The sequence below is a fragment of the Paraburkholderia megapolitana genome, assembly GCF_007556815.1.
GTDB classification, from domain to species: Bacteria; Pseudomonadota; Gammaproteobacteria; order Burkholderiales; family Burkholderiaceae; genus Paraburkholderia; species Paraburkholderia megapolitana.
This window is the reverse complement of the sequence record NZ_CP041745.1, coordinates 4,263,782-4,290,041: the sequence shown is the minus strand read 5'-3', so window position 1 is coordinate 4,290,041 and position 26,260 is coordinate 4,263,782. Positions and strand designations below refer to the sequence as shown.

The 26,260-nt window shown below is 64.3% G+C and carries 28 protein-coding genes; 14 read left to right on the top strand and 14 right to left on the bottom strand.

Features of this window, described 5'->3' with window-relative positions; translation table 11 throughout:
* Nucleotides 1-13 precede the first annotated feature (13 nt).
* The 9 genes from flgF to FNZ07_RS32560 all read left to right on the top strand — a co-directional run bounded on the left by flgF (nucleotide 14) and on the right by FNZ07_RS32560 (nucleotide 9,669).
* The gene (gene flgF, locus FNZ07_RS32600; RefSeq protein WP_091017279.1) at nucleotides 14-772 is read left to right on the top strand and encodes a flagellar basal-body rod protein FlgF; all 759 of its coding nucleotides are present in this window, start codon (nucleotides 14-16) and stop codon (nucleotides 770-772) included.
* Nucleotides 773-842: 70 nt separating this feature from the next.
* Complete coding sequence (gene flgG, locus FNZ07_RS32595) at nucleotides 843-1,631, top strand: flagellar basal-body rod protein FlgG (protein ID WP_091017281.1); 789 nt, start codon at nucleotides 843-845, stop codon at nucleotides 1,629-1,631.
* Between the two features lie 40 nt (nucleotides 1,632-1,671).
* Nucleotides 1,672-2,370 carry a flagellar basal body L-ring protein FlgH gene (gene flgH, locus FNZ07_RS32590; protein WP_091017283.1) on the top strand — a complete coding sequence of 233 codons (699 nt, stop codon included), beginning with the start codon at nucleotides 1,672-1,674 and terminating at the stop codon, nucleotides 2,368-2,370.
* Between the two features lie 2 nt (nucleotides 2,371-2,372).
* Nucleotides 2,373-3,575, top strand: a complete 1,203-nt coding sequence (locus FNZ07_RS32585; protein WP_407670697.1) for a flagellar basal body P-ring protein FlgI — start codon at nucleotides 2,373-2,375, stop codon at nucleotides 3,573-3,575.
* Between the two features lie 11 nt (nucleotides 3,576-3,586).
* Nucleotides 3,587-4,516 (top strand): flagellar assembly peptidoglycan hydrolase FlgJ, encoded by a 930-nt coding sequence (gene flgJ / locus FNZ07_RS32580; protein ID WP_091017285.1) that lies wholly within the window; start codon nucleotides 3,587-3,589, stop codon nucleotides 4,514-4,516.
* 292 nt (nucleotides 4,517-4,808) lie between these two features.
* Complete coding sequence (locus tag FNZ07_RS32575) at nucleotides 4,809-5,597, top strand: flagellar brake protein (protein ID WP_091017287.1); 789 nt, start codon at nucleotides 4,809-4,811, stop codon at nucleotides 5,595-5,597.
* A 118-nt stretch (nucleotides 5,598-5,715) separates the two neighbouring features.
* Nucleotides 5,716-7,716: a flagellar hook-associated protein FlgK gene (flgK, locus tag FNZ07_RS32570; protein ID WP_091017289.1), complete on the top strand. Its 2,001-nt coding sequence runs from the start codon at nucleotides 5,716-5,718 to the stop codon at nucleotides 7,714-7,716.
* Between the two features lie 11 nt (nucleotides 7,717-7,727).
* Nucleotides 7,728-8,948: a flagellar hook-associated protein FlgL gene (gene flgL, locus FNZ07_RS32565; protein ID WP_091017291.1), complete on the top strand. Its 1,221-nt coding sequence runs from the start codon at nucleotides 7,728-7,730 to the stop codon at nucleotides 8,946-8,948.
* 277 nt (nucleotides 8,949-9,225) lie between these two features.
* Entirely contained in the window at nucleotides 9,226-9,669 is a 444-nt protein-coding gene (locus tag FNZ07_RS32560; RefSeq protein WP_091017602.1) for a helix-turn-helix domain-containing protein, read from the top strand.
* Between the two features lie 17 nt (nucleotides 9,670-9,686).
* On the opposite strand, the gene fliR is transcribed toward FNZ07_RS32560, so the two are convergent.
* The 13 genes from fliR to fliF form a co-directional block, all read right to left on the bottom strand.
* Nucleotides 9,687-10,469 (bottom strand): flagellar biosynthetic protein FliR, encoded by a 783-nt coding sequence (gene fliR, locus FNZ07_RS32555; RefSeq protein ID WP_091017293.1) that lies wholly within the window; start codon nucleotides 10,467-10,469, stop codon nucleotides 9,687-9,689.
* 6 nt (nucleotides 10,470-10,475) lie between these two features.
* Nucleotides 10,476-10,745, bottom strand: a complete 270-nt coding sequence (gene fliQ / locus FNZ07_RS32550) for a flagellar biosynthesis protein FliQ (protein ID WP_091017296.1) — start codon at nucleotides 10,743-10,745, stop codon at nucleotides 10,476-10,478.
* A 31-nt stretch (nucleotides 10,746-10,776) separates the two neighbouring features.
* Nucleotides 10,777-11,487, bottom strand: coding sequence for a flagellar type III secretion system pore protein FliP (gene fliP, locus FNZ07_RS32545; RefSeq protein WP_091017604.1), 711 nt, complete (start codon nucleotides 11,485-11,487; stop codon nucleotides 10,777-10,779).
* A gap of 78 nt (nucleotides 11,488-11,565) precedes the next feature.
* Nucleotides 11,566-12,132 (bottom strand): flagellar biosynthetic protein FliO, encoded by a 567-nt coding sequence (gene fliO / locus FNZ07_RS32540; RefSeq protein WP_177228319.1) that lies wholly within the window; start codon nucleotides 12,130-12,132, stop codon nucleotides 11,566-11,568.
* The gene (fliN, locus tag FNZ07_RS32535; RefSeq protein ID WP_091017298.1) at nucleotides 12,129-12,587 is read right to left on the bottom strand and encodes a flagellar motor switch protein FliN; all 459 of its coding nucleotides are present in this window, start codon (nucleotides 12,585-12,587) and stop codon (nucleotides 12,129-12,131) included. The genes fliO and fliN overlap by 4 nt, the downstream gene beginning before the upstream one ends.
* The gene (fliM, locus tag FNZ07_RS32530; RefSeq protein ID WP_091017301.1) at nucleotides 12,580-13,578 is read right to left on the bottom strand and encodes a flagellar motor switch protein FliM; all 999 of its coding nucleotides are present in this window, start codon (nucleotides 13,576-13,578) and stop codon (nucleotides 12,580-12,582) included. The genes fliN and fliM overlap by 8 nt, the downstream gene beginning before the upstream one ends.
* A gap of 55 nt (nucleotides 13,579-13,633) precedes the next feature.
* Nucleotides 13,634-14,143 carry a flagellar basal body-associated protein FliL gene (gene fliL / locus FNZ07_RS32525; RefSeq protein WP_091017303.1) on the bottom strand — a complete coding sequence of 170 codons (510 nt, stop codon included), beginning with the start codon at nucleotides 14,141-14,143 and terminating at the stop codon, nucleotides 13,634-13,636.
* A 590-nt stretch (nucleotides 14,144-14,733) separates the two neighbouring features.
* Nucleotides 14,734-16,257: a flagellar hook-length control protein FliK gene (locus FNZ07_RS32520; protein WP_091017305.1), complete on the bottom strand. Its 1,524-nt coding sequence runs from the start codon at nucleotides 16,255-16,257 to the stop codon at nucleotides 14,734-14,736.
* Between the two features lie 46 nt (nucleotides 16,258-16,303).
* On the bottom strand, nucleotides 16,304-16,753 hold the full coding sequence (gene fliJ, locus FNZ07_RS32515; RefSeq protein ID WP_091017307.1) for a flagellar export protein FliJ: 450 nt from the start codon (nucleotides 16,751-16,753) through the stop codon (nucleotides 16,304-16,306).
* 2 nt (nucleotides 16,754-16,755) lie between these two features.
* Nucleotides 16,756-18,336 carry a flagellar protein export ATPase FliI gene (fliI, locus tag FNZ07_RS32510; protein WP_091017310.1) on the bottom strand — a complete coding sequence of 527 codons (1,581 nt, stop codon included), beginning with the start codon at nucleotides 18,334-18,336 and terminating at the stop codon, nucleotides 16,756-16,758.
* The gene (gene fliH / locus FNZ07_RS32505; RefSeq protein WP_177228320.1) at nucleotides 18,330-19,016 is read right to left on the bottom strand and encodes a flagellar assembly protein FliH; all 687 of its coding nucleotides are present in this window, start codon (nucleotides 19,014-19,016) and stop codon (nucleotides 18,330-18,332) included. The genes fliI and fliH overlap by 7 nt, the downstream gene beginning before the upstream one ends.
* On the bottom strand, nucleotides 19,003-19,998 hold the full coding sequence (fliG, locus tag FNZ07_RS32500; RefSeq protein WP_091017314.1) for a flagellar motor switch protein FliG: 996 nt from the start codon (nucleotides 19,996-19,998) through the stop codon (nucleotides 19,003-19,005). Before fliG ends, fliH begins: the two co-directional genes overlap by 14 nt.
* Nucleotides 19,988-21,769 carry a flagellar basal-body MS-ring/collar protein FliF gene (gene fliF / locus FNZ07_RS32495; RefSeq protein ID WP_091017316.1) on the bottom strand — a complete coding sequence of 594 codons (1,782 nt, stop codon included), beginning with the start codon at nucleotides 21,767-21,769 and terminating at the stop codon, nucleotides 19,988-19,990. The genes fliG and fliF overlap by 11 nt, the downstream gene beginning before the upstream one ends.
* A gap of 283 nt (nucleotides 21,770-22,052) precedes the next feature.
* On the opposite strand from fliF, the gene fliE reads away from it, so the two are divergent.
* The 5 genes from fliE to FNZ07_RS32470 all read left to right on the top strand — a co-directional run bounded on the left by fliE (nucleotide 22,053) and on the right by FNZ07_RS32470 (nucleotide 25,448).
* Nucleotides 22,053-22,394: a flagellar hook-basal body complex protein FliE gene (gene fliE, locus FNZ07_RS32490; protein ID WP_091017318.1), complete on the top strand. Its 342-nt coding sequence runs from the start codon at nucleotides 22,053-22,055 to the stop codon at nucleotides 22,392-22,394.
* Between the two features lie 333 nt (nucleotides 22,395-22,727).
* Nucleotides 22,728-23,162: a flagellar export chaperone FliS gene (gene fliS / locus FNZ07_RS32485; protein WP_091017320.1), complete on the top strand. Its 435-nt coding sequence runs from the start codon at nucleotides 22,728-22,730 to the stop codon at nucleotides 23,160-23,162.
* The gene (locus tag FNZ07_RS32480) at nucleotides 23,159-23,488 is read left to right on the top strand and encodes a flagellar protein FliT (protein ID WP_091017322.1); all 330 of its coding nucleotides are present in this window, start codon (nucleotides 23,159-23,161) and stop codon (nucleotides 23,486-23,488) included. The genes fliS and FNZ07_RS32480 overlap by 4 nt, the downstream gene beginning before the upstream one ends.
* 65 nt (nucleotides 23,489-23,553) lie before the next feature.
* The gene (gene fliK / locus FNZ07_RS32475) at nucleotides 23,554-25,110 is read left to right on the top strand and encodes a flagellar hook-length control protein FliK (RefSeq protein WP_091017324.1); all 1,557 of its coding nucleotides are present in this window, start codon (nucleotides 23,554-23,556) and stop codon (nucleotides 25,108-25,110) included.
* Complete coding sequence (locus FNZ07_RS32470; protein ID WP_091017326.1) at nucleotides 25,110-25,448, top strand: EscU/YscU/HrcU family type III secretion system export apparatus switch protein; 339 nt, start codon at nucleotides 25,110-25,112, stop codon at nucleotides 25,446-25,448. The genes fliK and FNZ07_RS32470 overlap by 1 nt, the downstream gene beginning before the upstream one ends.
* On the opposite strand, the gene FNZ07_RS32465 is transcribed toward FNZ07_RS32470, so the two are convergent.
* Complete coding sequence (locus FNZ07_RS32465) at nucleotides 25,425-26,210, bottom strand: SDR family NAD(P)-dependent oxidoreductase (protein ID WP_245811682.1); 786 nt, start codon at nucleotides 26,208-26,210, stop codon at nucleotides 25,425-25,427. The genes FNZ07_RS32470 and FNZ07_RS32465 overlap by 24 nt on opposite strands.
* Nucleotides 26,211-26,260: the final 50 nt, after the last annotated feature.

Genomic DNA, 26,260 nt, shown 5'->3' with positions numbered 1-26,260 from the left:
CACTGAGCTCACCATGGATCGTCTGATCTACACCGCGATGACGGGCGCCTCGCAGGCGCTCGAGCAGCAGGCCGTGGTCGCGAACAATCTCGCGAATACGTCGACGACGGCGTTTCGCGCGCAGCTCGCGACGTTTCGCGCCGTGCCGATGAACTTCGGCGACGGTACCCAGGCCGCTACCGACACGACCCGCACGTTCGTACTCGCCTCGACACCGGGCGCGGACTTCACACCAGGCCCGCTGCAACGCACTGGCAATCCACTCGATGTGGCGGTGCAGGGTCAGGGTTGGCTGTCGGTGCTGACCGCCGACGGCAACGAAGCGTACACGCGCGCGGGCAACCTGCACGTCGACGAAAACGGCCAGCTCGTCACCGCGACGAACCAGCCGGTGGTCGGCAACGGCGGTCCGCTGTCGGTGCCGCCGGGTGCGGAGGTGACGATCGGCAAGGACGGCACCGTGTCCGCGCTGATCCCGGGCGATCCACCGACGGCGATTGCGATCGTCGATCAGTTGAAGCTCGTAAATCCCGATCCGGGCACGCTCCAGCGCGGCGACGATGGCCTGTTCCGCACCGCCGATGGCAACCCCGCCGACGCGGACCCGAGCGTCGTGCTCGCACCGGAATCGCTGGAGGGCAGCAACGTGAATCCGGTCACGGCGATGGTCTCGATGATCACCAATGCGCGGCAGTTCCAGATGCAGACGAAGCTGCTCGAATCGGCGGATCAGAACGAACAGGCTGCGAACCAGTTGCTCAATTTCAGCTGATGGCGATGCGGCGTTTCGTACGCCGCGCTGCCCAGTAGTTTTAGCCAGGCTTAGCCAGGAGAAGAACACCGTGAACCGCTCACTGTATATCGCCGCCACCGGCATGAATGCGCAGCAGGCGCAGATGGACGTGATCTCGAACAACCTCGCGAACGTCAGCACGAACGGCTTCAAGGGTTCGCGCGCTGTGTTCGAGGACCTGCTGTATCAAACCGTGCGGCAGCCCGGTGCAAATTCGACGCAGCAGACCGAACTGCCGTCCGGCATCCAGCTCGGCACCGGGGTTCAGCAGGTCGCGACGGAGCGGCTTTACACGCAGGGCGGCCTGACGCAGACCGGCAACTCGAAGGACGTGGCAATCAACGGTCAGGGCTTCTTCCAGGTGCAGATGCCCGACGGCACTAACGCCTACACACGCGACGGGTCGTTCCAGACCAACTCGCAAGGCCAGCTGGTGACGTCGAGCGGCTACCAGGTGATCCCCGCGATCACGATTCCGCAGAACGCGACGTCGCTGACGATCGGTAGCGACGGCACGGTCTCGGTGACCCAGGCCGGATCGAGCAACAGCGTGCAGATTGGCGCGCTGCAGATCGCGACGTTCATCAACCCGACCGGGCTCGACGCACGCGGCGAAAACCTGTTCGTGGAGACGTCGTCGTCGGGTACGCCGAATGTCACGACGCCGGGTCTGAACGGCGCGGGCACGCTGAATCAGAACTATGTCGAAGCATCGAACGTGAACGTGGTGCAGGAGCTGGTGAACATGATCCAGACCCAGCGCGCCTATGAAATCAACAGCAAGGCCGTGACGACGTCCGACCAGATGCTGCAGACGCTCAGCCAGATGCCGGTGTGATCGGGCACGTGCAGTCGGGAACACACAGACGGTAATCAAGATGTCGTACTTCAACCGTATTCCGCTTCGGACACGCTGCTGCGTGGCGCTGCTTGTTGCCGCGGCCACTGCCGCACTCGGCGGCTGCGGGCTCGCGCCGAGGCAGCCGATCGTCCAGCAGCCGATGACGGCTTACCCTGCCATGCCGCCGCAGATGCAGACGGCGGGCTCGATCTACAACCCCGGCTACGCAGGCCGGCCGCTATTCGAAGACCAGCGCCCGCGCAATATCGGCGACATCCTGACCATCGTGATTCAGGAGAACATCAACGCGACGAAGTCGTCGGGGGCCGCCACCAACCGCAATTCGACGACGGACTTCAACGTGCCGACCGCCGGTTTTCTGGGCGGCCTGTTCGGCAAGGCGAACCTCAGCGCGAAGGGCGACAACACGTTCAATTCGACGGGCGGCGCGAACGCGTCGAACACGTTTAACGGCACCATCACCGTCACGGTGACGAACGTGCTGCCGAACGGCAACCTCGTCGTGAGCGGCGAGAAGCAGATGCTGATCAACCAGGGCAACGAGTTCGTGCGCTTCTCGGGGGTCGTCAATCCGAACACGATCTCGGGTCTGAACTCGGTGTACTCGACCCAGGTGGCCGACGCGAAAATCGAATATTCGGCGAAGGGCTATATCAACGAAGCGGAGAACATGGGCTGGCTGCAACGGTTCTTCCTTAACGTGGCGCCGTGGTGATGATGAACTTCGCTTTCTTTCGCCGCGCTGTGCGCCTTGCTACCGGATTCCGTTCGGTCGGACTTGTACCGGTCTGCGCCGCGCTCGCGTTTGCGTTCGCGCTTTCGTTCAGTTCACCCGCCGCACACGCCGAGCGCCTGAAGGACCTCGTCTCGATCCAAGGCGTGCGCGATAACCCGCTGATCGGCTACGGCCTCGTCGTCGGGCTCGACGGCACCGGTGACCAGACCACGCAAACACCATTTACGACGCAGACACTCGCGAACATGCTCGCGAACCTCGGCATCTCGATCAACAACCAGTCGGCGGGCTCGAACAACTCGGGCACCTCGGCGCTGAGCACGATCCAGTTGAAGAACGTCGCCGCCGTCATGGTGACCGCAACGCTGCCGCCGTTCGCGCGTCCCGGCGAGGCCATCGACGTCACCGTGTCGTCGCTCGGTAACGCGAAGAGCCTGCGCGGCGGCACGCTGCTGCTCACACCGATGAAGGGCGCGGACGGCCAGGTGTATGCGCTGGCCCAGGGCAACCTCGCGGTGGGCGGCGCCGGCGCGAGCGCGAACGGCAGCCGCGTGCAGGTGAACCAGCTCGCGGCCGGCCGCATCGCGGCGGGCGCTATTGTCGAGCGGGCCGTGCAGACGGTCGCGTCGCAAGGCGGCGTGATGCAGCTCGAACTGAACGACATGGACTACGACACGACGCAGCGCATTGTCGCAGCGGTGAACAACGCATTCGGCGGCGGCACGGCGACCGCGCTCGACGGCCGCACGATCCAGTTGCGTGCTCCAGCCGACAGCGAACAGCAGGTCGCCTTCATGGCGCAGTTGCAGAACCTCGATGTGCGGCCGGCGCTGGCCGCGGCGAAGGTGATCCTGAACGCGCGCACCGGGTCGATCGTGATGAACCAGATGGTCACGCTGCAAAGTTGCGCGGTCGCGCACGGCAACCTCTCGGTGGTGATCAATACGCAGCCGGTGGTGAGCCAGCCGGGCGCGTTCTCGAATGGCCAGACGGTGGTCGCGCAACAGTCGCAGATCCAGCTCAAGCAGGATAACGGCGCGGTCAAGCTCGTCTCCGCCGGCGCGAATCTCGCCGAAGTCGTGAAGGCGCTCAACGCACTGGGTGCGACGCCCGCGGATCTGATGTCGATCCTGCAGGCGATGAAGGCAGCAGGCGCGCTGCGTGCCGATCTGGAAATCATCTAAGGACGACGACGATGAACTCTGATCCTTCCCGGACCGCAAACGACCTGAGCCAGCGCTTCGCCCTCGACGTACAGGGGTTCGACAGCTTGCGCGCGCAGGTCAACGCGTCGCCTCAGGCCGGCCTGAAGATGGCCGCGCAGCAGTTCGACGCGGTGTTCACGCAGATGATGCTAAAGAGCATGCGCGATGCGACGCCGTCCGACGGTCCGTTCGACTCACACGACAGCGCGAGTTTCACGTCGATGCTCGATCAGCAGTTGTCGCAGCAGATGTCGTCGAAGGGCATCGGCGTGGCCGATGCGATGCTCAAGCAATTGATGCGCAACGCGGGCCAGGGCGGCGACGACGCGAATGCCGGCAACAACGCGGCGCTCAACGCGCTTGCCAATGCATACAGCAACAGCGCGGCGAACGGCGCGCTCGCGGCGGGCAAGGGCTATTCGGCAAACAGCGCGCTGACGCCGCCGTTGCGCGGCGACGGCTCGTCGCAGAAAGTCGACGCGTTCGTCGACAAGCTCGCGGCGCCTGCGCAGGCGGCGAGTGCGGCGACCGGCATTCCGGCGCGCTTCATCATTGGTCAGGCGGCGCTCGAATCGGGTTGGGGCAAGAGCGAGATCCGCAAGACGGACGGTTCGTCGAGCCACAACGTGTTCGGTATCAAGGCAACCAAAGACTGGACCGGCAAAACCGTGTCGACGCTGACGACCGAGTACGTGAATGGCCAGCCGCAACGTGTAGTCGAGAAATTTCGCGCGTACGACTCGTACCAGGATGCGATGACCGACTACGCGAACCTGCTGAAGGCCAATCCACGCTATGCGCAGGTGCTGAATTCATCGCACGACGTGGCCGGCTTCGCGCACGGCATGCAGCGCGCGGGTTACGCGACCGATCCGCATTACGCGAAGAAACTCATTTCGATCATGCAGAAGATGGCATAGCCGTCTTCTGCAAGCTGGCATAACGAGGCAGGGAAGCGACGGGGCCATGTCGCAGAACAAGACGGGACAGCCGGCCGTCCGTACGACGGCTGGCCTAACCGCACGATCGGCAAGGAAATATTTAGCAAGGCGCCCCTAAACTTTTGGGGCGCGCTGCCGCTATTCAGGAAGATCCGAGAACCGGAAGGCTTTGTCGTTCCGGTCGAACGCGCGCGACTACTGAGGAGACCCCGGTGGCTGCCCAGCCGAAGAAGCACCGCGCGCCCGAGAGAACCTGCATACCGGCAAGCCCATGGATACTTCGCAGTCGAGCGGCCAGAACGACGTCGCGCGCCATCTTGACGACGGCGCGAGCGGGCAGATCGCCCACGACGACCATGATTTCGGCCGACGCAATCCACTTGAGATCGGCGTGCAGTTGCGCAATCTCGTGAATCGCGGGGATTTTCTGACCGTGCAATACAAGGGCGGTCAACTGGTTACGCAGATTCTCGCAGTCGATGTGCGCGGCCAGACGTTCACGTTCGACCGGGGCGCGTTGCCCGAGCAGAACCGCCGCGTGCTCGCGGCGCCGCGCTGCCAGTTTCGGGCTTCGCAAAACGGCGTGCGCGTCGAGTTTGCGAGTTCGACGCCGCGGGAACGACATTTCGAAGGGTTGCTCGCGTTCGAGGCGGACTTCCCCGAGGTGCTGTATCACGTGCAGCGGCGCGAATATTTTCGCGTCGATGCGCCGGTGCTTGATCCTTACGTTTGTCGCGGCCGCTTGCCGGATGGCGAGACGTTTCGCTGCGAGGTGCACGATCTGTCGCTGGGTGGCGTGGGCGTGTACGCCACTGACGAGCGCTTCGCCGATCTGCCACTCGGCATCACGCTGCCCGATGTCGAATTGAGCCTCGGCGGCCTCAGCATGCTGTCGCTCGATGTGCAACTCGTATCGCATCGCGCGGTCGCGCTGCCGGACGGCACACAGCGTTACCAGCTCGGACTTCGTTTCGTCGCGCTGCCGGGCAGCGCGGAAAACACCCTGCAGCGGCTCATCACGCAACTGGAGATGAAACGCCGGTCGCTGATGCGGGCCTGATGCGAGGCCGACGCAAGCGAATGCGCCGGCCTCAATTTTCCCGCCGGCGAGCCGATATACAGGAAGCTCACGCAACGCGCCGGGAAGCCATCCGACGCTCGCCACTCCAGGATGACGCATGTCCAGCAACCTCTTGAACATCGGTCTCAGCGGACTTAACGCCGCGCAATGGGGACTGACGACGACCGGCCAGAACATAAGCAACGCGTCGACACCGGGCTATTCGGTGGAACGTCCCGTCTATCAGGAGACGGGCGGCCAGTACACCGGCTCGGGTTATCTGCCGCAAGGCGTATCGACCTCGACCGTGCAGCGTCAGTACAGCCAGTACCTGACCACGCAGCTGAACAACGCGCAGTCGCAGGGCGGATCGCTCAACACGTACTACACGCTGATCGCGCAGTTGAATAACCTGGTCGGCAGTCCGACCACCGGTATTGCGAGTGCGATTACAGGCTACTTCACCGGCTTGCAGGGTGTATCGAACAATCCCGCCGATCAATCCGCGCGCCAGACCGCGATTAGCAGTGCGCAGACGCTCGCGAACCAGATCAACGCGGCGGGTCAGCAGTACGACCAGTTGCGCGCGAGCGTCAACACGCAACTGTCGAGCACCGTACAGTCGATCAACAGCTACACCGCGCAGATCGCGCAGCTCAATGCGCAGATCGCGGCGGGCAGCAGCGCCGGCCAGCCGCCCAACCAGTTGCTCGACCAGCGCGATCTCGCGGTGTCGAACCTGTCGCAACTCGTCGGTGTGCAGGTCGTGCAGAACGGCAACAGCTATAGCCTGTTCATGAGCAGCGGGCAGCCGCTCGTCCTCGCCGACAAGAGCTTCAATCTCGGCACAGCGACGTCGCCGGGCGATCCTACCGAGCAGTCGGTGACCTACCTCGGCCTCGCTGGCGCAACGCCCGCGCCGACTCCGCAGACGATGCCGGATAGCTCGGTAACGGGCGGGACGCTCGGCGGGCTGCTGACATTCCGCAGCCAGACGCTCGATCCGGCCGCCGCGCAACTGGGTGCGATCGCGACCAGCTTCGCGGCGCAGGTCAATGCGCAGAACGCACTAGGTCTCGATCTGACGGGCAAGGCGGGGGGCAATCTGTTCACGGTTGGTTCGCCCACCGTCTACGCGAACCAGAACAACACGAGTAGTGCGACGCTGTCGGCATCGTTTGCGAATGCAGCGCAGCCGACTACGAGCGATTACACGCTGTCCTACGACGGCACAAAGTACACGCTGACCGACAACGAGACCGGCACGACGACCACGGCAACCGACCTGACGAACCCGATCGGCGGCTTGCAGTTCTCGCTAAGCGGCACGATGGCCGCAGGCGATTCGTTCACTGTGCAGCCGACGCGCGGCGCGCTCGACAACTTCGCGCTCGCGACCACGAATGCCGGCGCGATTGCGGCGGCTTCGCCGGTGCTGGCCGCGAAGGGTAGTAGCAACAGCGGTGCTGCGACCATTTCGCAGGGTTCGGTGGGGGCGGGTTATTCGCTGCCGTCGGGCACGACTACGCTGACCTATAGTTCTGCGCCTGCACCGGCCACCGGTGGTTTTCTCACAGGTTTTCCGGCGGGTTCGATCGTGAATATCCCGGGCTCGGCGCCGGTCACTATCGTGGACGGCACCACACAGGTGCCGTACAACCCGGCCACCGGTGCCACGCTGACGATCAACAGCGCAACGACGCCCGCGCCGGCCGGCTCGATGAATGCCGTGACCGTGACGTTGAGCGGCACGCCGAACAGCGGCGACACCTTTACGATCGGCCAGAACACCGGTGGCAGCAACGACGGCCGCAACGCGCTCGCGCTGTCGAATCTCGTTACCGCGAAGGCGCTCAACGGTGGAACGTCCACGCTGACCAGCGCGTACGCGAACTACGTGAACACGATCGGTAACCAGACGAACCAGGTCCAGTCGCAGAACAAGGCGCAAACCTCGCTGGTCACGCAGATCACGTCCGCGCAGCAGTCGGTATCGGGCGTGAATATCAACGAGGAAGCCGCGAACCTGTTGCAGTATCAGCAGCTGTATCAGGCCAACAGCAAAGTTATCCAGACGGCGTCGACGTTGTTCCAGACGCTGCTCGGCATTTTCCAGTGAGGCGTTGAGCCATGCGTATCTCTACGACGCAGTACTTCAACATGGGCGTTCAGGCGATGAACGACCAGCAGAACACGCTTGCGCAGCTGTATCAGCAGCTGTCGAGCGGTGTGAGCATTGCGACGCCGTCGGACAATCCGCTCGGCGCCGCGCAGGCCGTGCAATTGAGCGCACAGGGCGCGACGCTGTCGCAGTACTCGGCCAACCAGAGCACTGCGCTGTCGTCGCTGCAAGCCGAAGATTCGACGCTCGGCAGCGTCAGCACCGTGCTGACGAACATCAACACATTGCTCGTGCGCGCTGGCGACGGCTCGCTCAGCGACAGCGACCGCAGTGCGCTCGCGACGCAGCTACAAGGGTTGCGCAGCCAGCTGGTGACGCTCGGCAATGCCACCGATGCACAGGGTAACTATCTGTTCGGTGGTTTCCAGAACACGTCCGCGCCGTTCTCCGCCAGCGCGACCGGTGCGGTGGTCTACACCGGCGACGCTGGTAACCGCACGATGCAGGTGGCCGGCACACGCGACATCTCGACTGCGGACAACGGCGCATCCGTGTTCCAGAGCGTTGCGACGGTCGGCACCAGTTCGATTCCGTCGGGCAACCCGGCGAACATCGGGACCGGCGTGATCGGTGCGGTGAGTACGACGAATGCGGCCAGCGCGAGCAACTCGCATACGTTTTCGATTGCGTTCTCGAGCGCGACGACCTACACGGTGACCGACCAGTCGACCACGCCGCCCACGGTGAGCGCACCGACATCCTTTACCGCGGGTTCGGCGATCTCGCTGGGCGGCGGTCAGAACGTGGCGATTACCGGCGCACCGGCAGCCGGCGACTCGTTCACGGTGAAGCCGGCCGCGCAGGCCGGCACCGATGTGTTCGCAACGATCGATTCAGTGGTCAAGGCGTTGCAGACGCCAGTCACCGGTACGGCTTCGAGCGCGAACCTGCAGAACGCGTTGACGACCGGCATGGCGCAGCTCGCCAACACGCGCAACAACGTCATTACCGTGCAGGCATCGGTGGGTGGGCGCGAGCAGGAAATTCAGGCGCTGCAGGCGGTCACGCAGACCAACTCGCTGCAGACGCAAAGCAACCTCGCGGATCTGACGACGACCAACCTGACGACGATCGTCAGCCAGTACACGATGACGCAGAACGCGTTGCAGGCGGCGCAGGAAGGGTTTGCGAAGATTCAGAATATGTCGTTGTTCAATTATCTGAACTAGGCGCTATTGCGCTGTCTCCGTCCGCCAAGCGACCGTAGAGCGCGCGCGGACCTTCGATTCTTCCCGACTGAAATCCGACCGTCCCCAACGACGTCGGGCGGGTTCATTTGCGCCTCGTCGCAGTCAGCTCTAAGCCAAGATTCTTCCCGATCGGGAAGTTAGTTCGAAGGGAAGGCGTTTCGTCTGTTTCGTTTATTGCGATTTTCGATTATTTCGTTTAGAGTGGCGCCATTGATCAACCGCCAGGAGCGATGCCGTGACCGCCACCTATCCGAAGATGACGCTACCCGTCGAACGGGAAGTGCAGGCTGCCGTGCAAGGCCAACGCGCCCTGGCAGCCTATCTAACCACTCGGGTCGAGACCCAGCGTATCCAGATCTTCGACGACGACAATCAAGCCCATCAGGTGGAACTGCCCACCTCGGCACTCCGCCTGCTAGTCGACATCCTGGCCGAGCTAGCCGACGGCAATGCCGTCAAGATCGTGCCTGTTCATGCCGAGTTGACCACGCAGGAAGCAGCCGACCTGCTCAATGTTTCCCGACCGCATCTCGTCAAGCAACTGGAAGACGGTGCGCTGCCGTTCCATTGGGCTGGCAAGCACCGTCGCGTGCGTTTTTCGGATCTGATGCAGTTCAAGGCCGCACGCGATCTGGCCAGTGAGCAAGCGATGGCCGAGTTAGCGCGCCAGGCGCAAGCGTTGGGTATGGGTTACGAGTGAGGGAATCGCAGAGCCCGCTACCTGAACCCCAACGCCACCCGCCCCATCTCATCAATCCCGCTGTCAAACAACCGCGCAAAAAACGGAATCATATTCGGCGCCATCAGTTGCACGAGCAGCATGCCGACGAGGATCGTCAGTGGAAAGCCGATCTGGAACACGCCGATCTGCGGCGCCGCACGGTTCAGGATGCCGAGCGACAGGTTGGCGATCAGCAGCGCCGCCACCACCGGCAACGACAGCAGCAACCCCGCCGAAAACACCGTCGCGCCCCATCCCGCGAGCATCCGCCAGCCCCCGGCGCCGAGTATGTTGGCCGCGACCGGTGCCGTCTGGAAGGTACCGAGCAGCGCGGTCAGCATCTGTAGATGGCCGTCCAGTGCAATGAACGCGAGCATCGCGATGGTGTTCATGTACTTCGAGACGACGGCGCTCGAGCCGCTCGCGTGCGGATCGAAGAAGGTCGCGAAGCCGAGCCCCATGCCGAAGCCGATGATTTCGCCGGTGGCCTGGATCGCGGCGAAGACGATCTGCATCGTGAAGCCGAGCGCCACGCCGATCAGAAACTGATTGACGACGATCCAGATGCCGGTCGCGGAAAACACGGTGACCTGCGGCAAAGGTCCAAGCGTAGGGGCTACGATCAGCGTGACGAACGCCGCGATGGCGACCTTCACGCGCACCGGCACCGACTTCTCGCTGAACGCCGGCGCGGTCGCGACCAGGGCGAGTACCCGCACGAACGGCCACAGAAACGCGGTGAGCCATGCGTTCAGTTGCGCGTAGGTGACGGTGAACATCGTCGTTCAGTTCGCGAGCATCGGAATGCTGGTGAACATATGGCGCATGTAGTCGAGCATGGTCGTGAGCATCCACGGGCCGATCAGCACGAGCGTGAGCGCGATCGCTGCCAGCTTCGGAATGAACGACAGCGTCGCTTCGTTGATCTGCGTCGCGGCCTGGAACAGACTCACGATCAGCCCGACCACGAGCCCCACGAGCAACGGCGGCGCGGCCAGCGCCAGTGCGACGTACATCGCTTCGTGGGCAATCGTGGTGACGTTTTCCGGCGTCATGATCGAGCGTCCTTGACGAGGTGCGGCTGCATCAGGTGAAGCTCTGTGCCAGCGAGCCGAGCAGCAACTGCCAGCCGTCGACGAGCACGAACAACATCAGCTTGAACGGCAGCGAGATCGTCGCGGGCGAGATCATCATCATCCCCATCGACATCAACACGCTCGCCACCACCATATCGATGATGAGAAACGGAATGAAGATCGTGAAGCCGATCTGGAAGCCGGTCTTCAGTTCACTCGTGATGAAGGCCGGCACGAGCAGCGACAGCGGCACGTCCTCGGGGCCCTGCATCGGTGCCGCGTGCGAAATGCGCGCGAACAGCGCGAGATCTGTTTCGCGGGTCTGGCGCAGCATGAACGCCTTGAACGGCGCAACACCGCGCGAGAGCGCGTCGTCCATCTGGATCGTGCCTTCGGAAAACGGTTTGTAGCCGTCCGTGTAGGCCTTGTCGAGCACCGGCGACATCACGAACAACGTCAGAAACAGCGCGAGGCCGACCAGCACCTGGTTAGGCGGCGTCGTGTTGGTCCCGAGCGCCTGACGCAGCAGCGACAGCACGATGATGATGCGCGTGAAGCTCGTCATCGTCAGAACCATCGCGGGCAGGAACGACAGCATCGTGAGCAGCAGCATCGTCTGCACGCTCAGCGAATAGGTCGTCCCGCCGTTCGGACCGGGGCTCGTGTTGAACGCAGGCAGCCCCGCGGTTTGTGCGAATGACAGCGACGGCAGCGCGAGCATCAGCGCGGGCAATGCGAACGGTATGAGGCGGCAGGTAGCGCGCAGCAGGTTGCGTGCATGAGAGCGGTGGAGCGGCATTTACTGGTCTCCGCTGCCGGGGCGGTTCAGGCGCTTGCCTACCTCGCCTTTGAGCGCTTCGCGAAAGCGCTGGCCGAACGTGCCGGCGAGGGGCGCGACAGATTGTTCTGCGCCGGGTTCAGTTACGGCAGGGTCCGCAGGCATCGTATGCAACAGACGCACCTGGCCGGGCGCCGCACCGAGCACGAGCCACGTGTCGCCGATCTCGACCAGCGCGACGCGTTCCTTACCGCCAAGCGATGCACCACCGATCGTCTTTACAAGCCCACTGCGCTGCGCAGGCTGAAAGCCGAGACGCCGCGCGAGCCACGCAAAACCGAACACGATACCGATCACGACGACGAGACCGACGACAGTCTGCAGAACCGCACCCACACCCAGCGACGGCACCGCAGTGCCCGCACCGACACCGGAGGCGATTTGCGCGGCGTTGTTCACCGCGTTGATATCGGCGGCTTGAGCGAGGTGGGCGCAGCAGACGAACAGCGCCGATGCAGCGAGCGTGGGCAGCATTCGAAAGCGGCGTGCGGCGTTTCGCACAACGCTGCGGCAGACGACAGACTTCATCGATTGAGTTTCCGGATGCGTTCCGACGGCGTGATGATGTCCGTCAACCGGATGCCGAACTTGTCGTTGACGACGACCACCTCGCCTTGAGCGATCAGGCAGCCGTTCACGAGCACGTCCATCGGTTCGCCGGCAAGCCCGTCGAGTTCCACGACTGAGCCCTGCGCAAGCTGCAGCAGGTTGCGGATCGCGATCTTCGTGCGGCCGAGTTCGACGGTCATCTGGACGGGGATGTCCAGAATCATGTCGATGTCGTTGCGCGTGGCGGTCGGTTCGACCTTCGACAGCGGCTGGAAGACGCCGGCCGTCGATGCGTTCAGTTCGGCGCCGTTGTTCTGCTCGGCGAGCGCGCTGGCCCAGTCGTCGAGCGCCGGGTCCGCAGCCGTTTCGGGGCTGGCGAGCTTCGGTTCGCCGACCGGAAGCTGCGCTTCCGGTGCGCTATTCAGGTCACTCATATCCACCTTCCTTCGTCGTGTCGGTTGCGCTGATCATCTTCTGGACGCGCAACGCGTACTGACCATTGAAAATTCCGTAGCCGCATTCCATCACCGGCACGCCGTCGACCTTCGCGACGATGTGCTCGGGGATGTTGATCGGCAGCACATCGCCGGCGCGCATGTTGAGAATTTGCTGGAACGTCACCGGGATCTGCGCGAGATCGGCGGTGAGTTCGACTTCCGCGGCCTGCACCTGTTGCGACAGCACGCGCACCCAGCGACGATCGACTTCGAGTGCTTCGCCCTGGATCGGCGAGGACAGCACGTCGCGGATCGGCTCGATCATCGAATACGGCATGCAGATATGCAGCGTGCCGCCGGTCGAACCGAACTCGATCGAGAACTGCGTGACGATGACGATCTCGTTCGGCGTCGCGACGTTCGCGAACTGCGTGTGCATCTCCGAGCGCACGAATTCGAATTGCAGCGGCCGCACGCTTTTCCACGCGCTGCCGTAGTGCTCGAACACGAGGTTCAGCAGCTTGCTGATGATGCGTTGCTCGGTCGCCGTGAAATCGCGTCCTTCGACGCGCGTATGAAACCGGCCGTCGCCGCCGAACAGGTTGTCGACGACGAAGAACACGAGGTTCGGATCGAAGACGAACAGCGACGTGCCGCGCAGCGGCTTCACGTGAACGAGATTGAGGTTGGTCGGGATCGGCAGGTTGCGGGTGAACTCGCTGTACTTCAGGACCTTTACCGGACCAACCGAGATCTCCGCGGTACGCCGCATGAAGTTGAAGATGCCGACGCGCAGCAGCCGCGCGAAGCGATCGTTGATGATCTCGAGGCCAGGCATCCGGCCGCGGACGATGCGTTCCTGCGTCGCGATGTTGTACGGGCGTACGCCCGAGCGGTCGGCCGGCTCGGTCTCGGTGTCGGTTTCGCCGGTGACGCCCTTGAGGAGCGCATCGACCTCCTCCTGGGACATGAACTCTTCGTGGCCCATTCCTGTTCCTCGTGCATCCGTTCGCGGTTGAGGGTCGACGCAGCGTGACGCGAGGTCACTGCACGACGAATTCGGTGAACAGCACGTCCTGGACGCGCGCGGGCTGGCCGCCCGGCTCGGTCGGCTGTTCGATCAGCGTTTTCAGTTCCTGGGCGAGCGCGCGCTTGCCGTCGAGCGGCGCGAGTTCGTCGGGGTGTTTGTTCGACAGCGCCAGCAGCACGCGGCTGCGGATTTCGGGCATGTGTTCAGTTAAGTGGTCTTGTGTGCGCTGGTCGTTCAGTTTCAACGTGAGGCCGATGCGCAGGTAGTGCTGCTGGCCGTCGTCGGATTGCAGGTTGACGGTCATGGGCTCCAGCGGGAAGAACACGGGTACTGCGGAGGGGGGCGGCGTTGCTGTCGATGCCGTCGTCGGTGTCGCGACGCGCTTGCTCATGAAGAACCACACACCCACGCCAGTTGCTGCCGCAGCGAGCAGCGCGATCAGCGCGATCAGCAGAACGCGCTTGATCGGGCCCGGTGAGGCCACCTGGACTATGGTCGGCTGGTTGGGGGTCGTGATTGCCATGAGATTTGGGTTTGGTTTTACGTTTGCGTTTGCTTGTGCGGTGGTGCTTGCGCTTGCGTGCTTTTGCGTGCGTCAGTGCTGGTAGGGTGGATTGTTCTCTATTGGCGTGCCGCGCGATGGGGGGAAAAGAAGGGGGAATTTAGGTTATCTCTTTGGTTTGGCTTTCTTGGCCGCTGGTCTTTTGTTTTTGTCCTGGCCGGCGGCTTCTTGTTAGCGCCTCTTGGTTGGCTTTTGTTTGTCTCGGCCGGCGGCTCTTCGTTGGCGCCTCGCGGCGCTGGCGTTGCCCCTGTGCGGGGCGGCACCTTCTTTCTTTGCCGCGGCAAAGAAAGAAGGCAAAGAAAGCCGCTCGAAACGTTACCTGGTCCTTTCCGCGCGTAACGATTGTGGCCCGCGCCTAAGTGTCGCCATCGCGCTGAAACGGTAGTGGTCCGAGACGAGATCATCCCTCGCGCCGCGAGCGGTAGTGGCCAGGCCGTCATTCATTCCGCTCGCACTTCGTGCTCGCGGTCGGGTGACCACGTCGGAAAGCAGATTGGGCCGCGGAATCGCAGCGCCGATGGAGAGCGTTGGTTGTGGCCTCGCTTTTCCGTTCAGACAAACGTATCGACGAGTCCCACCGTACGTCGCGTCGGCGCCGTGACTGCGCCAGACAACTCGCTTGTACCGTCGCTACCGGAGCGGCCTTGCCCACGGCCGCGTCCTCCTTCACCTTGCGCCTGTTGCCCGGTTTGCCCCGCGAAACCATCGCTGACGCTCGCACTACCCAAACCGATGCCGCCTGACTCCATCGCCTCGCGCAGCTTCGGCAACGCCGCTTCCACTGCGTCGCGTACCTGCTGATGTTGCGACACGAACAACGCGTGCGCATGGTTGTCCGCTACCTGCAGCACCACCTGCAACGGTCCGAGATCGCGTGGGTTCAACGTGAGTTCCGCCGTCTGCTGGTGGGCGTTCGACAGGAACACCACCTTCTGGCTCAACGCATCCTCCCAGTCAGGGCTGCCGACCTGCGGTGTGATGGCTGCGGCCGTCGCGGCTATCGCCGGATTGGCGCTCTGCGTGGCCGCAGTCGGTGTGTTCGCCGCGGCCTGCGAGGCCGCAAGCGTTGCGCGCACCGCGTCCGCGTTGTCCTTTGCGACCTGGGTGTTCGATGTATCCGTGGTGGCGGTCATCAACGCGTCCGCCGCGCTACGGGCGGCGTCTGTGTCCGCCGCGCCTGTCGTTCCGCTGTTGGCCGTCGCTGTCGTCGTTGCGTTGCCTGCGTGCGTGCCTTTGCCATCCGCTAACGCTGCACCGAGTGCGAAACCCTTGCTGGTCGACGTGCCGTGTAGTGCCACGCTTGCATCGCCAGGGTTCGCGCCGGTCGTCGACGCTGCATTGGTCGCGGTCGCGCCGGCGATCGCGCCAATAGCCGGCACCGGCACCGGGCCCTGACCACCTGTCAGTGCATTCAACGCGGCTTGCAATGCATCGTGCACCGACCTGGGATCGGTGCTGGCTGCTTTCTTGCCCGGTGTCGTCGGCGGCGTGTTGGTCGTCGTTGTCGGCGTGGCGTCGGTTGGCAGCGCTGCGTTGGCGTTGTCGGGAAGAGTCGCGGACTGGGTCGCCACTGTACCCACCTGAGCTTGTGCCTGCGCCGCGGCAGCCGCAGCAGCAGCCGCTGCTTCAGCGGCCGTCATCGGTACAGTCGCACCATCCGCACCTTGCGACTTCGATGCGCCGCCGCCCGATGGCTTGTTTGCCGCGTTGCTGCCCGCGGTCTGCGATGCATCGCCCGACGAAGTCGCCGGCGAGCTGCCCGCATCCTGCTGGCCGTTCGCTGCCCCCGCATCGCTCGACGCACCGCTGTTGTCCTGCGCCGGCACATCGTGCACACCCGGCGTAGACGATGCAGCGGACGAAGATGAAGGCGAAGACGAAGATGCCGACGACGAGGCCGGCGCCTTCTGCGCCGCGCTACCACCGGCATTCGCAGCATTGTTCTGCGCGCCAATGCTCTGCTGCAGCGTCTGCGCAAACGACGACACGCCATTCGACGCCGCCGAGCCAGACCCGGCAGACGATGCACCGCTGCTCGCGCCGGACAGCGCTCCGATCAGTGAAAGAGTCGACATACGTTTCCTGTACGGTGAGTCCGTTCAAACATTGCTTGGCCCGGCGTCACACGCCTTCGGCCCGCATCCGGAGAATTCTTGCTGCGTGTTCGTCGGTGTCGCGCTGTTCGCGGCGCGCGTTTTGCTGTGCCTCGATCGCGGCACCGCGCGCCTGCAGCACTTCGTAAGAACCGAGTTTCTGGCGCTGGCGCTGCCACTCCGGTTTCGCCGCCTCGACGCGGGCGCTCGCCGTCACGAGCAGCCCGCGCTGCTGTTCGATCGCGGCATTGAGCGTATCGATGAACGCCTGAAAGTTGCGCATGTTGCCAGCCGGCATGCCCGCCTGCGCCGAATTTGCGAAGCGCGCGTGGTATTCGTCGCGATACTGGATCAGCGCGTCGAGCTGTGCCTGCACGTCGCCGCGTTCGCGCTGCGCGCGGCCGAGTCGCTGCGCCGCTGCATCCACGTCGTCCTGGGCAAGGCCGATCAGCGTCTTGAGCGGAAGATGTTGGCCCATCGTCAACCTCCCTGGGTGAACAGTGCGTCGAGCAACTCGACGCTCGATGCGAAACCGGCACATTCGGCCATGCCCTGCTGCAGGAACGCTTCGATGCGCGGATACAGTGCGATCGCGCGGTCGAGCAGCGCATCGCGGCCGCTCGAATAAGCGCCCACGTTGATCAGGTCGCGATTGCGCTGGTAGCGCGACAGCATCTGCTTGAAGATTCGCGTTTTCTCGAGATGCGCGTCGTCGATCAGCGCCGTCATCGCGCGGCTGATCGACGCTTCAATATCGATGGCCGGATAGTGGCCGGCTTCCGCCAGCGAGCGCGACAGCACGATGTGGCCGTCGAGAATCGCGCGCGCCGAATCGGCGATCGGGTCTTGCTGGTCGTCGCCTTCGGTCAGCACCGTGTAGAACGCGGTGATCGAGCCGCCGCCTGCCGGCCCGTTGCCGGTGCGCTCGACGAGCGCGGGCAACTTTGCGAACACCGACGGCGGGTAGCCTTTGGTCGCTGGCGGTTCGCCGACCGCCAGCGCAATCTCACGCTGCGCCATCGCATAGCGCGTCAGCGAATCCATCAGCAGCAGCACGTGCTTGCCTTCGTCGCGGAAGTATTCCGCCAGCGATGTCGCGTACGCCGCACCCTGCATACGCAGCAGCGGCGACACATCGGCGGGTGCCGCGACGACGACCGCGCGCGCGAGTCCTTCCTCGCCGAGAATCTGTTCGATGAATTCCTTCACTTCGCGGCCGCGTTCGCCGATCAGTCCAATCACGATGACTTCTGCGCTGGTGTAGCGCGCCATCGTGCCGAGCAGCACCGACTTGCCCACGCCGGAGCCCGCGAAGAGCCCCATGCGCTGGCCGCGTCCGACGGTCAGGAGCGCGTTGATCGCGCGCACGCCGACGTCGAGCACCTGGTGAATCGGTTCGCGCTTGAGCGGGTTGATCGTCGGTGCGGAGAGCGGGGCGTCGCGCTGCGTGCCGAGTGGGCCGAAGCCGTCGAGCGGTCGTCCCGACGCGTCGACCACGCGCCCAAGCAGTTCCCAGCCGACCGGCAGACGTTTCGCACCCGCGAGCGGATCGGCAATCGGCGCGCTTTCGAGCGGATAGACGCGCGCGCCAGGCAGCAGGCCGGCGACTTCGGTGGTCGGCATCAGGAACAGCCGGTCGCCAGCGAAGCCGACGACTTCTGCTTCGGCCATCGGCAGCGAACTGCCCGGCGGCAATTCGATCATCACTTCCGAACCCACCGATAGCCGCAGTCCGACTGCTTCGAGCACGAGACCGGCTGCCCGTGTGAGCCGTCCGCATGCACGCAGCGGACGCGCAATTGCATTGCGGGCCCGCAGTCCGTCGAGCCGCGTGCGCCACGCAAGTGTGTGTGGGTTGCCGGCGGCAGCGGCGACAGCGGCCTCATCCTTGAACAATGCAGCGTGTGCGGCGCGTGCAGCCGGTGCCGCCACGACAACCGTCGCAACCTCACGCTCGGCCTTCTCCACCGGCTCGACCACACCAAACGACGCAAACGCCAGCTCGCGTTCAAGCGGCGTGAGATCGCTGGCGCGAATGTCGTCGAGCGTCGGCTTCACCATGTGCTCACCTTGCCGAGCGCCGCTGCAACCCGCTCCCAGCGTGTCGCAATACCTGCGTCGATTTCGCCGGTTGCGGCGTGTGCGCGGCAGCCGCCCCGATCCACTGCAGGATCGGTGCGCAGCGTCCAGCCGCGCGCCTGCAGTTCTTCGAGCAGATAGGCTTCGACAACCGGCAGATCGGCGGGGCTAACGACCAGATGCGGCGCGCCCGACAGAGCCGGTTCCGCGGCAAGCACTTCGCGTGCGGCCGCGATCAGCGCGGTCGGATCGTGCTGCACATGCTGTCGCACAACCTGTTGCGCAATATCGAGCGCAAGTGCGACGAGCGTTTCCGACACGTCTGCCTGCGCACCGTCGAGTGCAGTCTTGAACGATTGCGCGAGCGCCGCGAGGCTTGCCGCTTGCGCATGCGCTTCGGCGATGCCCTGCTCAAAACCCTGCGTATGACCTTGTTCGTAGCCGGCCTGATAGCCGAGCGCCTGCCCAGCGACATGGCCCGACGCGACGCCCTGCGCATGCGCGGCATCGCGCAGCCGTTGCAGCTCGGCTTCGAAGGCGTGTTCGTCGGTGGGTTCGGGCGGCGGGGCTGGGTCGAACGATGCCATCTCCCAGCGCTGGTACGCCGAGAGACCGCCGCTACCGGGTTTGCCCGACGACGAGTCCTGGTCAGACATACGCATCTTCGGCCTTGCCGCCTAGCGCAATCTGTCCGCTTTCGGCGAGGTTGCGCACGACCTGCAGGATGCGGCGCTGCTGCGTCTCGACCTCCGACACACGCACTGGACCGCGCGAATCGAGATCTTCGGCGAGCAGTTCGGCGGCGCGTTGCGACATGTTCGACAGGAACTTCTGCCGCAGCGCGGGCGGTGCGCCCTTCAGCGAGATGATCAGCGACTCCGATTCGACTTCCTTCAGCAGCAACTGGATCGCGCGGTCTTCGAGGTCGAGCAGGTTCTCGAACACGAACATCTGGTCGACGATTTTCTGCGCAAGTTCGGCGTCGTACTGGCGCACGTTCTCGAGCACCGCTTCTTCATGACTGGTCGACATGAAGTTGAGAATTTCCGCGGCCGTGCGGATACCGCCCATCGGGCTGCGCTTGAGGTTGTCGCTGCCGGACAGCAGGCCGGTCAGCACATCGTCGAGTTCGCGCAGCGCGGCCGGCTGGATCCCGTCGAGTGTCGCGATACGCAGCAGCACGTCGTTGCGCAGGCGCTCGCTGAGGAACGCCGCGATCTCCGACGCCTGATCGCGATCGAGATGCACGAGGATCGTCGCGATGATCTGCGGATGCTCGTTCTTGATGAGTTCGGCAACCGCACCCGAATCCATCCACTTCAAGCCTTCGATCCCGCTCGTATCGCTGCCTTGCAGGATACGGTCGATGATCGCACCGGCCTTGTCCTCGCCGAGTGCTTTGGTCAGCACGGTGCGGATGTAGTCGCTTGAATCGAGCGACAGCGCGGTGTGCTGCTCGGCTTCCTTCGCGAACTCGGTCAGCACTTCCTCGACCTGCTCGCGCGTCACGTTCTTCAGCGCGGCCATCGCGACGCCGATCTTCTGCACCTCGCGCGGCGCGAGGAACTTGAACACCTGCGCGGCTTCCTCTTCGCCGATCGACATCAGCAGGAGCGCGCTCTTGGCTACGCCTTCAGCTTTCATCGGACACCCAGTTCTTGACGACGGTTGCGACGATCTTCGGATCCTGGCGCGCGATCTTGCGCGCATATTCCAGGTTCCGCTCGAACTTGTGCTTCTCGTTTTCGAACGCGAGCAGGCTGTTGGTGTCTTCCGCGTCGCCGGCGTGTTGCGTCGTCGGCAGGCCGTCGAGCAGCATCGGTTCGTCCGGCGCGGGCAGCGCATGACCGGCGCCGACCGGCGCGGGCGCCGGGAAGGCGCGGCGCAGCGCCGGCTTCACCATCACGAAGTAGAGGAACAGGGCGACCGCGCCGATACCGAGGTACGTCGCGATCTGCTTCGCGAGCGCGATCATGTCCGGTGCGCGCCACCACGGCACATCCACGGTCGGTTCGACGTCGGTCATGAACGCGCTGTTCACCACGTTCACCGAGTCGCCGCGCTTCGCGTCGTAGCCCATCGCATCCTTCACGAGCTGTTCGACCTGCGCGAGCTTGTCGGTGGCGAGCGGCTGCATCGTCGCGTGGCCCTTCGCGTCCATCTGCGGTTGATAGTTCACCACCACCGCCACCGAAAGCCGCTTGATCCCGCCCGAGCCCTGCTCGAAATGGCGCACCGTCTTGTCGAGCTCGTAGTTGGTGGTCGTGTCCTTGCGATCGCTGACCGGTGTCGCGGCCGGCGCGCTCGCACCGTTGGCGGAGACGAGCGGGGCGGAGGCGGGCTGCGGCGGCTGGTTCGACAGCGCACCCGGTACGCCCGATGCGCCACCTTGCGACAGTTCGGTCGCGGTGCTCGACTGCTGGCTGCGGATCGCCGATTGCTGCGGCGTGGCGTTCGGCGTGTAGGTTTCGGCGGTCTGTTCGAGCTTCGAGAAGTCGATGTCGGCGCTGACCTGCGAATGCGCGTTGCCCGCACCGAAGAGCGGCGCGAGGATCGCGTCGATGCGCTGCTGCGTGCCGCGTTCGATCTGCTGCACGTACTTGAGCTGGGTCGCATCGAGCCCGGTGCCGGAAGACGGTTGCGTGAGCAGGTTGCCGTCCTGGTCGACGATCGTCACGTTGCGCACCGGCAGCTCGGGTACCGCCGACGCCACCATATGCGTGATCGCCACCACCTGGCCGTCGTCAAGCACGCGGCCCGGATACAGGTCCACGAGCACCGATGCCGACGGCGACTCGCGATCGCGTACGAACACCGACGGCTTCGGAATGGCCAGATGCACGCGCGCCGAGTGTACCGACGAGATCGATTCGATCGTCTGCTGCAGTTCGCCTTCAAGTGCGCGCTGATAGTTGATCTGCTCGGCAAACTGGCTGATGCCGAATTTCTGGTTGTCCATCAGCTCGAAGCCGACCGAGCCGTTCTTGGGCAGGCCCGCCGCGGCGAGACGCAAACGCATTTCGTGAACCTGATCGGCGGGCACGAGGATCGCGCCGCCGACATCGCTGAACTTGTACGGGATGTTGGCCTGTTGCAGCGCGGCGATGATCGAGCCGCCGTCGCGGTCGGACAGATTGCTGTAGAGCACCTTGTAGTCCGGTGCGCGCGACCACAGGACGAGCGCCGCCACGACGGCGACGAGCAGGGCGACGGCGAAGATCAGCGGGGCGCGCGGATTGCCGCGCATCTGTGTGAGCGACGGCAGGCGCTGGGCAAAACCGCCGCCCAGACCGCCCAGGTCGGCGCCGCTGCCCGCCGTGCCGCCGGCCGCACCGGCCGCGCCCGCGCCGGGCGGCGCGCTGGCGAGGCCCATGCGGGCGTCGGGGGTGATCAAAGAATTGGCTGACGAATCCATGCGTCGGGTATCTCCGGGATGCCTTGCGTCTGCCGGTGGCCGGGCGGTCCAGCAGGAAGCGGAGGGCGCGGCGCGTGGACAGAGACTTTCACGATGGGGATTATCCGCAGCACCGTGTAAGCCGATTGACCGAATAGAGCGGGGTTTCCCCCCTACTTTCGCGGCTGTCGGAAATGGCCCGCTGCTATGCTTTTCGTCAGATCGGCAGGTGCGCCTTTGTCGCACTCAGACTAGGCTGTGAAGGCCCGCAGCGTCGCCGTCTTCTCTTTTTTCTGGAGCGAACATGACTGTGCCCGTGAACCCCCTTGCGTCCGCGCTGCAACAGATGCAGTCGATGGCAGCCCAGGCGGCCGGCGGCTCGACCTCGAAGGCCGCGGACAGTGCGTCCGATGCCGCGGATGTCGGCGGCTTTGGGTCGGCGCTGAAGGCATCGATCGACAAGATCAGCAACGACCAGCAGAACGCGCTCGGCGAAGCCAAAGCGTTCGAACTCGGCTCGGCGAACGTGTCGCTGAACGACGTGATGGTCGACATGCAAAAAGCCAATGTCGGCTTCCAGTTCGGTCTGCAGGTGCGTAACAAACTGGTCGCCGCGTACAACGAAATCTCGCAGATCTCGGTCTGAACGCGGCACACCCGGTGCCGGCTGCGTGCCGGTAACGGGCGTGCTGGATTTCTCGTTCCGCATTCCCTCAGTACGCCGCCGCGTAACGCCATTGCCGCGCGCGGCGGACCGGCTATGCCGGTGGCCGTCAGTCGAACCCCGCCACCCGTTTGCCACACCGTTTGGCATACCTCCCGCCCGTGCGGCAAATTTCTCCGCGTTCCCCCTTACAGCAGCCTAAAGCTTTCCCGATGACCATCCGATAACCCGGATACAGGTCCATCGCAGCGGTGACAAAGCGCGTCGCGACGGTGCCCCGGTCGAATCGAAACGGCATCAACAGGAGGAGCGCCAATGTTTTCCCCAGGACACTCTGGAGCCAATGCGTACGCACGCGTCGGAGTCGAAACAGGGGTGATGGGCGCGAGTCCGCATCGTCTGATCGTGATGCTGTATCAGGGGGCGCGTAAGGCGATTGCGCTGGCGCGGCTGCATCTGCAGCAAGGCAATGTCGCGGCGCGCGGCGAAGCGATCGGCAAGGCGATCCAGATCGTCGCGAGCGGTTTGCAGCCGTCGCTGAATATCGAGGCCGGCGGCGAGATCGCGGAACGGCTGGATGGCTTGTATGGCTATATGACGCGACGTTTGCTGGAAGCCAACCTGAAGCAGAGCGAAGCGATGCTGATCGAGGTGGACGGCCTGCTCGCGACGCTCGAAGACGCATGGATCGGAATTGCACCCGAAGTGGCGCGCATGGCGGCTCAATCGCCGGCAGAAAACATCAGATGACCAACCACGCAGAGTATTTCGCCCGCTACGAGGCGATCGCCGCGATTTCCAGTTGCATGCTGGCCGCCGCGCAACGTTCCCTGTGGAACGAGCTGGAGCACCTGCAGGACGAATACCGGTTTCTGGTCGAGGCGCTGAAAGAAGCGGAGCTCGACGTACAGCTCAACGACGCGGAACGGCTGCGCAAGTACGAACTGCTGCGCCGGATTCTCGCCGACGACGCTGCGATCCGCGAACTGGCCAGCCCGCGTCTCGCGAAGCTGTCGACGCTCTTCGCATCCGGGCGACCCGGTCGGGTGCTGAAGGAGTTGTACGGCGCGCGCTGAGCCGGTCCGGCTTGCCGCTGCGCGGGCGCAGCGGGAGTGCGGACCTCTCTGATAAGGGACTCGGGATGAACGGAATCGACACGGCCATCGCTTCGCTGCTTGCGAGCCGGATCGACAGCCTGCTCTCGGGGAGTGCCGCGGGCGATGCGACCGCGTCGCAGACCGGCGCTTCCGCGTTGAGTGTTGGGACGCCGTTGCCGCAAGGGGCGGGCTCGCTTGCGGGGAATTCGGCGGGACCGATGGCATCGACGCAGACGGCGTTGTCGGCGGTGGCGTTGACGCTCGACGCGATCATGCGCTCCGGTGGAGAGGCGACGCCTGCGGTGGTGGGGCAGGTGCCGGTGTGGCCTGTGGCGCCGGTTGCGGGTGCGGCGGTGCTGACGGCTGGGCTGGCCGACCTGGCGGCACGCGCTGGTCCTGTGCTGCCGCTGTTCGATATCACTGCCGGGTCTGCTGCCGATGCGCTGCTTTCAGGCGGTGGCGCTGCCGCTGGCGCTGCCGGCAGTCCGGTGGCGCCGTTTTCATCGGCGTTTGCTTCCGCACCGATGTCTGCTGTTGCCGCATCGCCGTTGCCCGTGGCGGCGCTGGCCGCTGCGCTCCAGCAAACGGTCGCGCAAAGCGGGCTCTTCTATGAAGCACATCTAGCGCAGTGGCTCGCGGGACAGCGCACGCCGGCATCGCTGGCCGGCGAGCCGCAGAATCGGCTGGCCGCCGCGGCCACGCAGTTGCCGCTCGAATGGCTTGACGAGAACGACCCGTCTGCGTGGAGTGGACCTGCGCAACCGTCGCGCACCGGTGTGACGGAGCAGCCGGCTTCACAAGCGACACCGCAGCAGGCCCCGGAGAATTCCGCGGGTGTATCTGTGTCTGCGCATGCGCAGACGGGCGCGCAGCTTGCCGGCGCGCCGGTGCGTTTTTCTGCCGCTGATCCACAAACACCGGCCGGCTCTCTGCAACGCTCCACATCGCACGCTGCCGTATCCGGCGATACATCCAACGGTACCGCCTCCGACGCCGCTCAACCGGCAACTGCCGCAATCCACGCAGCAACCATTCCGCTGGTGCGTCAGCAACTCGATCTGCTGGCGACCGGGCAGTTTCGCTGGACTGGCGAGGCGTGGCCCGGCGCGCGGCTCGACTGGACCATCGAACAGGAAAACGACGAACGGCGCGGCGGCGCATCGGACAGCAGCGCCACCGACGATCTACCGTGGCGCACCCGCCTCACGCTGTCGCTACCGACGCTCGGTACCGTCGATGCCGAACTGACCTTGACCGGCACGCAATTGATCGCGCGGGTGCAGGCAAGCCCCGGCGGCGCAGCGCGGCTCGCAGCCCATGGAGAAACATTCAGACAGCGACTCGCGGCCGTGGGTATCGAACTGGGTGGTTTGTCGATTCGCGAGATCGGTGGTGCAGCGACGTTGCCAGAGACTTTGCCGGCGAATGGCACGAGTGCATCGCAGACGGCTCGCGAGGCGCCTGCAAGGGTGACGCCGCAAGCTGCGGCTACGGCGTATGCGCGTTCGGCGGCGGCTGTTAGCGACGCGGCACGCCCGGTTTACGCGGCGCAGCCCGAGACGCCGCTGCCGCACGCCGACGAATTCGACTGGGACATGTGATGAGCCGCGTCCGCCGCAAGAGCGCCGCCGCGCTGAGTTACGACGCGCAGAGCGGAGATGCCGCGCCGCGTGTCGTGGCGAAGGGCTATGGACTGGTCGCAGAGATGATCGTGCAGCGCGCGAAGGAAGCGGGCCTGTATGTGCACGAAGCACCGGAAATGGTGTCGTTGTTGATGCAGGTGGATCTCGATGCGAGGATTCCGCCGGAGCTTTACGTGGCAGTGGCGGAGTTGCTCGGGTGGTTGCACCGGCTGGAGAGCGGTACGGATGATTCGCCCACGAGCGCCGATGTTCCGGCACCCCTGAACACGGAGTTACGCTCCACCGTTCCCCGGTGAACGATGCGTGTAGATCACGTCTTGGGTGACGGGAATCAGATTCTGCCCGGCGTCGACGACAAAATCCGTTCCAGTGAAGCTAGGCGCTGTGAGTAAAAGAATCGCGCTCGCCAGATCTCGCGGGGTCGCAGCCTGGCCCAGGAGATTTGCAGTACGACTTGCATACTCGAAATCCGCGTCGGTCTGGTTGTCGCTGCGGAGCATCAGACCCGGGAACACAGCGTTGATTCGCAGAACCGGCTCTGCGGAAATTGCCAGCATCTGGGTGAGATTTCCGATCGCGGTCTTTGCAACGGTGTAGCTGAAGTGATCGCGGTTAAAGTTGTCCTTCACCTTCTGGTCCACGACATTCACCACGACGCCGGTGGTCCCGGCATCTTTCGCTCTGCGGTAGAAAGCGCGGGTAAGCAGAATCGGCGCCCGACAATTGATCTTCCACGCGAGATCCAGATCTTGAGTGGCGAAGTCCGGGAAGTGTTCCTGCCAGAATACCGACGCGTTGTTCACCAGTAGATCGAGCTGCCCGGCATTCTCATACACGTCACCGATCAGTTTTTCGATGCTGGATTCTTCGGCCAGATCCGCTTGAAGCGCGAATGCGCGACCACCCGCGGCAACGATCTCGCTCACCGTCGACTCGGCGTCTTCGCGAGAAGTATTGAAGTGAATCGCCGTTTCGTAGCCGTTCTGGCAAAGGTACTTTGCAATCTCCTTTCCCGTCCGATGTCCCGCGCCTGTAACCAACGCCACCTTCTTGCTCATTACTTCTTTCCTCATTCCTCGGCTCGTTGGCGAATGTTACGGCATCTGAA

Coding starts and splice junctions, on each gene's coding strand:
- flgF (WP_091017279.1), top strand. CDS start 14: ATGGATCGTCTGATCTACACCGCGATGACGGGCGCCTCGCAGGCGCTC.
- flgH (WP_091017283.1), top strand. CDS start 1,672: ATGTCGTACTTCAACCGTATTCCGCTTCGGACACGCTGCTGCGTGGCG.
- FNZ07_RS32585 (WP_407670697.1), top strand. CDS start 2,373: ATGAACTTCGCTTTCTTTCGCCGCGCTGTGCGCCTTGCTACCGGATTC.
- flgJ (WP_091017285.1), top strand. CDS start 3,587: ATGAACTCTGATCCTTCCCGGACCGCAAACGACCTGAGCCAGCGCTTC.
- FNZ07_RS32575 (WP_091017287.1), top strand. CDS start 4,809: ATGGATACTTCGCAGTCGAGCGGCCAGAACGACGTCGCGCGCCATCTT.
- flgK (WP_091017289.1), top strand. CDS start 5,716: ATGTCCAGCAACCTCTTGAACATCGGTCTCAGCGGACTTAACGCCGCG.
- flgL (WP_091017291.1), top strand. CDS start 7,728: ATGCGTATCTCTACGACGCAGTACTTCAACATGGGCGTTCAGGCGATG.
- FNZ07_RS32560 (WP_091017602.1), top strand. CDS start 9,226: ATGACGCTACCCGTCGAACGGGAAGTGCAGGCTGCCGTGCAAGGCCAA.
- fliR (WP_091017293.1), bottom strand. CDS start 10,469: ATGTTCACCGTCACCTACGCGCAACTGAACGCATGGCTCACCGCGTTT.
- fliQ (WP_091017296.1), bottom strand. CDS start 10,745: ATGACGCCGGAAAACGTCACCACGATTGCCCACGAAGCGATGTACGTC.
- fliP (WP_091017604.1), bottom strand. CDS start 11,487: ATGCTCGCGCTGCCGTCGCTGTCATTCGCACAAACCGCGGGGCTGCCT.
- fliO (WP_177228319.1), bottom strand. CDS start 12,132: ATGAAGTCTGTCGTCTGCCGCAGCGTTGTGCGAAACGCCGCACGCCGC.
- fliN (WP_091017298.1), bottom strand. CDS start 12,587: ATGAGTGACCTGAATAGCGCACCGGAAGCGCAGCTTCCGGTCGGCGAA.
- fliM (WP_091017301.1), bottom strand. CDS start 13,578: ATGGGCCACGAAGAGTTCATGTCCCAGGAGGAGGTCGATGCGCTCCTC.
- fliL (WP_091017303.1), bottom strand. CDS start 14,143: ATGGCAATCACGACCCCCAACCAGCCGACCATAGTCCAGGTGGCCTCA.
- FNZ07_RS32520 (WP_091017305.1), bottom strand. CDS start 16,257: ATGTCGACTCTTTCACTGATCGGAGCGCTGTCCGGCGCGAGCAGCGGT.
- fliJ (WP_091017307.1), bottom strand. CDS start 16,753: ATGGGCCAACATCTTCCGCTCAAGACGCTGATCGGCCTTGCCCAGGAC.
- fliI (WP_091017310.1), bottom strand. CDS start 18,336: ATGGTGAAGCCGACGCTCGACGACATTCGCGCCAGCGATCTCACGCCG.
- fliH (WP_177228320.1), bottom strand. CDS start 19,016: ATGCGTATGTCTGACCAGGACTCGTCGTCGGGCAAACCCGGTAGCGGC.
- fliG (WP_091017314.1), bottom strand. CDS start 19,998: ATGAAAGCTGAAGGCGTAGCCAAGAGCGCGCTCCTGCTGATGTCGATC.
- fliF (WP_091017316.1), bottom strand. CDS start 21,769: ATGGATTCGTCAGCCAATTCTTTGATCACCCCCGACGCCCGCATGGGC.
- fliE (WP_091017318.1), top strand. CDS start 22,053: ATGACTGTGCCCGTGAACCCCCTTGCGTCCGCGCTGCAACAGATGCAG.
- fliS (WP_091017320.1), top strand. CDS start 22,728: ATGTTTTCCCCAGGACACTCTGGAGCCAATGCGTACGCACGCGTCGGA.
- FNZ07_RS32480 (WP_091017322.1), top strand. CDS start 23,159: ATGACCAACCACGCAGAGTATTTCGCCCGCTACGAGGCGATCGCCGCG.
- fliK (WP_091017324.1), top strand. CDS start 23,554: ATGAACGGAATCGACACGGCCATCGCTTCGCTGCTTGCGAGCCGGATC.
- FNZ07_RS32470 (WP_091017326.1), top strand. CDS start 25,110: ATGAGCCGCGTCCGCCGCAAGAGCGCCGCCGCGCTGAGTTACGACGCG.
- FNZ07_RS32465 (WP_245811682.1), bottom strand. CDS start 26,210: ATGAGCAAGAAGGTGGCGTTGGTTACAGGCGCGGGACATCGGACGGGA.